Here is an 871-nt window from a genome sequence, read left to right as displayed (position 1 = left end):
ACAACAACGCCGGAATGCCAAAAATCGTCAACGGCCTTGACGCATCCCGCCAGGGCGAAATGTCCAAATAAACTCCTTACCTGTTAAACAGAAAAAAGGATGTTCATTGAATATCAATTAAACATCCTTTAAAATAAAAATACGCTTAAATAATTAACGAAAAATGAGATACAGCATGACAAAAGAAGTGCAAATATCCATTAAGATGGAACCAGAATTGCGCGATCAATTCAGGGCAGCAACAGCCCTTCATCATCGCCCTGCGGCTCAAGTTATGCGTGAATTAATGCGGCATTACATCAGTAATACCCAGATACCTAATGCGCTCACTGCCGACACACTGCGAAAAAGTAAAAAGGGCGAAGAGGTATCTAAAGCCGTTGATTCGGATGACTTGTTTAAGCAGTTGGACATTTGATGCGATCAGCAAGCTACACTGCCCAATTCAACCGTGACGTAAAGCTAGCAAAAAAACGGGGTAAGGATATGAGTAAACTCCGTACCGTGATCACACTGCTACTGACAGGGAATCCCCTGCCGCGTGGACTGGGTGACCATCCACTTAAAGGCGAATGGAAACCTTCCCGGGATCTGCATATCGAATCTGATTGGGTTCTAATTTACACGTTGGATAACGACATTGTCCGGTTTGAACGAACCGGAACTCATGCTGATTTATTCAGAAATTAAGTACTACTGAATATTTAGCAATAATCTCTTTCCCGCCGCGCCAACTCCCCGTGGCTAACAACGTTCAGCATTTCATCCCGCGCAATGCGCCCGGTTTGATATAGCTGCCAAGCTTTATCAGCCAAACGGGCTTGCTGCGCTTGCAAACGGCAGTCAATCCAGTGGCTCCACTGGGGATAAG

The 871-nt window shown here is 45.2% G+C and carries 2 protein-coding genes and 1 pseudogene; 2 read left to right on the top strand and 1 reads right to left on the bottom strand.

Going from position 1 to position 871, the window contains the following annotated elements; translation table 11 throughout:
- A pseudogene (locus tag REG_RS14520) lies at positions 1-67 on the bottom strand (conjugal transfer protein); the annotation flags it as partial.
- A 108-nt stretch (positions 68-175) separates the two neighbouring features.
- Between REG_RS14520 and REG_RS08385 the strand changes: the two are divergent.
- Complete coding sequence (locus tag REG_RS08385; protein ID WP_039908213.1) at positions 176-418, top strand: hypothetical protein; 243 nt, start codon at positions 176-178, stop codon at positions 416-418.
- A complete protein-coding gene (locus REG_RS08380) occupies positions 418-690 on the top strand; it encodes a type II toxin-antitoxin system RelE/ParE family toxin (protein WP_039908209.1) in 273 nt (90 codons plus the stop codon). The genes REG_RS08385 and REG_RS08380 overlap by 1 nt, the downstream gene beginning before the upstream one ends.
- The last annotated feature ends 181 nt before the right edge of the window (positions 691-871 follow it).

The organism is Candidatus Regiella insecticola LSR1 (assembly GCF_000143625.1).
Lineage (GTDB): Bacteria > Pseudomonadota > Gammaproteobacteria > Enterobacterales > Enterobacteriaceae > Regiella > Regiella insecticola.
The sequence above is the reverse complement of the archived record's forward strand: the minus strand, read 5'-3'. Positions and strand labels throughout refer to the sequence as shown.

Bases quoted from the DNA above. Each gene is read 5' to 3' on its own strand.
- REG_RS08380 (WP_039908209.1), top strand. From the start codon at position 418: ATGCGATCAGCAAGCTACACTGCCCAATTCAACCGTGACGTAAAGCTA.
- REG_RS08385 (WP_039908213.1), top strand. From the start codon at position 176: ATGACAAAAGAAGTGCAAATATCCATTAAGATGGAACCAGAATTGCGC.